Source organism: Micromonospora sp. 4G55, assembly GCF_016803375.1.
In genome coordinates this window covers 1-4,371 of the sequence record NZ_JAEVHN010000523.1, presented here as the reverse complement: position 1 = coordinate 4,371, position 4,371 = coordinate 1, and the positions used below count along the sequence as shown (strand labels likewise).

The 4,371-nt window shown below is 75.5% G+C and carries 2 pseudogenes; both read left to right on the top strand.

Going from position 1 to position 4,371, the window contains the following annotated elements:
* Positions 1-2,263, top strand: a pseudogene (locus tag JNW89_RS28920) (beta-ketoacyl synthase N-terminal-like domain-containing protein); the annotation flags it as partial.
* 252 nt (positions 2,264-2,515) lie between these two features.
* Positions 2,516-4,371 (top strand): annotated as a pseudogene (locus JNW89_RS28915) (polyketide synthase dehydratase domain-containing protein); the annotation flags it as partial.

Genomic DNA, 4,371 nt, shown 5'->3' with positions numbered 1-4,371 from the left:
GCGCTGCGGGACCTGGTCCGCGCCCAGGTCGCCGCCGTCCTCGGGTACGACTCCGCCGAGGCGGTGGAGCCGGACCGCGCCTTCTCCGAGCTGGGCTTCGACTCGCTCTCGGCGGTGGAACTGCGCAACGCGCTGGGCGCGGCGACCGACCTGCGGCTGCCCGCCACGCTGGTCTTCGACTACCCGACCGCCGACGCCGTCGCCGCGTACCTCGACTCGCTGCTCGGCGGGGTCTCCGCCGACGCGCCCGCCCAGGCCGGGCCGCGCCCGGTGGACGAACCGATCGCCATCGTCGGGATGAGCTGCCGCTTCCCCGGCGGGGTCGGGTCGCCGGAGGAGCTGTGGCGGTTGGTCGCCGACGGGGTGGATGCGATCGCGCCGCTGCCCACCGACCGGGGCTGGGCCGACGACCTGTACCACCCGGAGCCGGGCCGCCCCGGCCGCTGCTACGCCCGGGCCGGCGGGTTCCTGCCCGACGCCGCCGACTTCGACGCCGGCTTCTTCGGCATCAGCCCGAACGAGGCGTACGCGGTGGACCCGCAGCAGCGGCTGCTGCTGGAGTGCGCCTGGGAGGCGTTCGAGCGGGCCGGGATCGATCCGGGCACGCTCAAGGGCAGCCCCACCGGCGTCTTCGCCGGCCTGATGTACCACGACTACGGGTACGGCAGCTCCGCCGGCGGCAGCGCGGCGGCCGGCCGGGTGTCGTACGTGCTGGGCCTGGAGGGCCCCGCGGTGGCGGTGGACACCGCCTGCTCCTCGTCGCTGGTGGGGTTGCACCTGGCGGTGCAGGCGCTGCGGTCGGGGGAGTGCTCGCTGGCGCTGGCCGGCGGCGTGACCGTGATGGCCACCCCCGAGATCCTGATCGAGTTCTCCCGGCAGCGCGGCCTCTCCCCGGACGGCCGGTGCCGCTCCTTCGGGGCGGGCGCCGACGGCACCGGCTGGGCCGAGGGCGCCGGCTTCCTGCTCGTCGAGCGCCTGTCCGACGCCCAGCGGCTCGGCCACCCGGTGCTGGCCGTGGTACGCGGCTCGGCGGTCAATCAGGACGGGGCGTCGAACGGCTTCTTCGCCCCGAACGGCCCGTCGCAGCAGCGGGTGATCCGGGCCGCCCTGGCCTCGGCCGGTGTGCCGGCCGCCGAGGTGGACGTGGTCGAGGCCCACGGCACGGGTACGACGCTGGGTGACCCGATCGAGGCGCAGGCGCTGCTGGCCACCTACGGTCAGGACCGGCCCGCCGACCGTCCGCTGTGGTTGGGGTCGATCAAGTCGAACCTGGGGCACACCCAGGCCGCCGCCGGTGTGGCCGGCGTGATCAAGATGGTGCAGGCGATGCGGCACGGCCTGCTGCCGCCGACGCTGCACGCCGAGGAGCGCTCGCCGCAGGTCGACTGGTCCGCCGGGGCGGTCGAGCTGCTGACCCGTCCGCGCGAGTGGCCGGCGAACGGGCATCCGCGCCGGGCCGGCATCTCGTCCTTCGGGCTCTCCGGCACCAACGCCCACGTCATCCTCGAACAGGCCCCACCGCCCCCGACCACCCCAGCGGAGTCGGAAACCGGGATGCAGGAACCCCTGCCTTGGCTGCTCTCCGCCCGCTCCGAGGTGGCGCTGCGGGCCCAGGCCGCCCGGCTGCATCGGCACCTGGCGGGTCGGCCGGAGCTGGGGCTGCCGGACGTGGCGTACTCGCTGGCGACCGGCCGCGCCGCCCTGGAACAGCGGGCCGCCGTGCTGGGCGGCGACCGCGACGAACTTCTCGCCGGGCTGGCCACTCTCGCCGACGGCGGGACGGCGACGTCCGTCCTGTCGGGGACGTCCCGGACCGGTCGGCTGGCGGTGCTGTTCACCGGTCAGGGCGCGCAGCGCCTGGGCATGGGTCGCTCGCTGCACGCGGCCTTTCCGGTCTTCGCCGCTGTCTTTGACGCGGTGGTGGCGGAGCTGGATCAGCATCTGGAACGGCCGTTGCGCGATGTCATCTGGGGTGACGACGAGGAGCTGATCCGGCAGACCGGCCATGCGCAGGCCGGGTTGTTCGCCGTCGAGGTGGCCCTGTTCCGGCTGGTGGAGTCGTGGGGTGTGCGGCCGGACTTCGTCGCCGGACATTCCATCGGTGAGTTGGCCGCCGCGCATGTGGCCGGGGTGTGGTCGCTGCCGGACGCGGCCCGCCTGGTGGCCGCGCGGGGTCGGTTGATGCAGGCATTGCCGGCTGGTGGGGCGATGGTGGCGATCCAGGCGTCGGAGGAGGAGGTGCGGGGCGGCGCTGGCGGGACGGGATGCCTCTGTCGCGCCCTACCGACCTGATGACGTAAACGATTCAGCCCCCAATGGCAACGGCAACGGCCCGGCCGTCGGCGCCGGCACCGGCGCGGTCGGGGCCAACGGCCAGGACACCGGCTCGGCTAGGGCCAACAGCGAGGGCGGCGGCGCGGTCGCGGCCAACGGCGGCGGCACCGGCCGGGTTGCGGCCAACCGCGACAGCACGGTCGCAGCCAACAGCGACGGCCGCGAGCTGGCGCCAAGTGCCGGTGTGGACATCGCGGCCGTCAATGGTCCCCGGTCGGTGGTCATCTCCGGTCCCGAAGCTGCCGTGCTGCATGTGGCCGAGCACTTCGCCAAGCTGGGACGGAAGACGACCCGCCTGCGGGTCAGCCACGCCTTCCACAGCGCGTTGATGGACCCGATGCTCGACGAGTTCCGGGCCGTCGCGGCGAGCCTGACCTACGCCGAGCCGCAGCTCCCGATCGTGTCGAACCTGACCGGCGCCCTGGCGAGCAGCGAGCTGACCGACCCGGACTACTGGGTGCGCCACGTCCGCGAGGCGGTCCGCTTCGCCGACGGCATCACCGCCCTGCACACGGCCGGCGCGACCACGTTCCTGGAACTCGGCCCGGACGCCGCGCTCACCCCGATGATCGAGGGCATCCTCACCGACGACGCCACGATCATCCCCACCCTGCGGCGCGGACACGACGAACACCGGCAGGCCCTGACCGCCCTGGCCAGGCTGCACGTCACCGGCACCACCGTCGACTGGACCACACTGCTGCCGCAGACCGGCCGCACGGTCGACCTGCCGACGTACCCGTTCCAGCGGCAGCGGTACTGGCAGCGGACCAGCACCGCCGACGGGGACCTCGGCGCGGTCGGGGTCGACGCCGCCCGCCACCCGCTGCTCGGCGCCGCCGTCACCCTCGCCGGCTCGGACAGCACCGTCCTCACCGGACGGCTCTCCGTGCACAGCCAGCCCTGGCTCGCCGACCACGTGGTGGGCGACGCGATCCTCCTGCCCGGCACCGGCTTCGTGGAACTGGCGCTCAGCGCGGGCGGGCAGGTCGGCTGCGACGCCCTCACCGAACTGGTCCTCGAGGCACCGCTGGTCGTACCGGAACGCGGCGGGGTCACCGTCCAGGTGCTGCTCGGCGCGGCCGATGAGGCGGGCAGCCGGCCGGTCACCGTCCACTCCCGCGACGGCGGACCGGACCAGCCGTGGACCCGGCACGCCACCGGCGCCGTCGCCCCGGCCACCCAGCCGCCGTCGTTCGACCTGGCCGCGTGGCCGCCGCCGGGCGCCGTCCCGGTCGACCTCACCGGGCGGTACGCCGCCCAGACCGCCGCCGGACTGGCGTACGGGCCGGCGTTCCAGGGGCTGCGCGCCGCGTGGACCGCCGGCGAGCAGGTGTACGCCGAGGTGGCCCTGCCGGCCGGGGACGGCGCCGACGACGGGTACCGGATGCACCCGGCCCTCCTCGACGCCTGCCTCCAGGCGGTCGGCCTGGACGCCGGCCAGGTCGGGCTGGTCCGGCTGCCGTTCGCCTTCGTCGGCGTCACCGTCGCGGTGCCCGACGCCACCACCGTCCGGGTCCGGGTCACCCCGGCCGGCGACGGGGTACGCCTCGACATCGCCGATGCCGCCGGCCTGCCGGTCGCCTCGGTGGAGTCGCTCACCCTGCGGGAACTCTCCGCCGCCCAGCTCGCCGCCGGCCGCCAGGAACCGCTGTACCGGCTGACCTGGCAGCCCGCCGCACCGGTCGCCGCGCCCCCGATGCGCTGGGCGGCGTGGGACGACGTCCGCGAGGACGTACCCGAGGTGGTGGTGCTGCGGTCGGAGCCCGGCCGGGACGCCGCCGCCGTGCACCGGGCGACCCACCGGGTCCTGGAGCGGGTCCAGACCTGGCTCGCCGACGACCGGTACGCCCGGTCCACCCTGGTGGTGGTCACCCGGGGGGCGGTCGCGGTGGCCGACGAGGAGGCCGCCGACCTGGCCGGCGCCGCGGTCTGGGGGCTGGCCCGCTCCGCGCAGTCGGAGCAGCCCGGACCGGATCGTCCTGGCCGACCTCGACGACCCGGACGACCCGGCGGCGCTCGCCCTGGCCGTCGCCA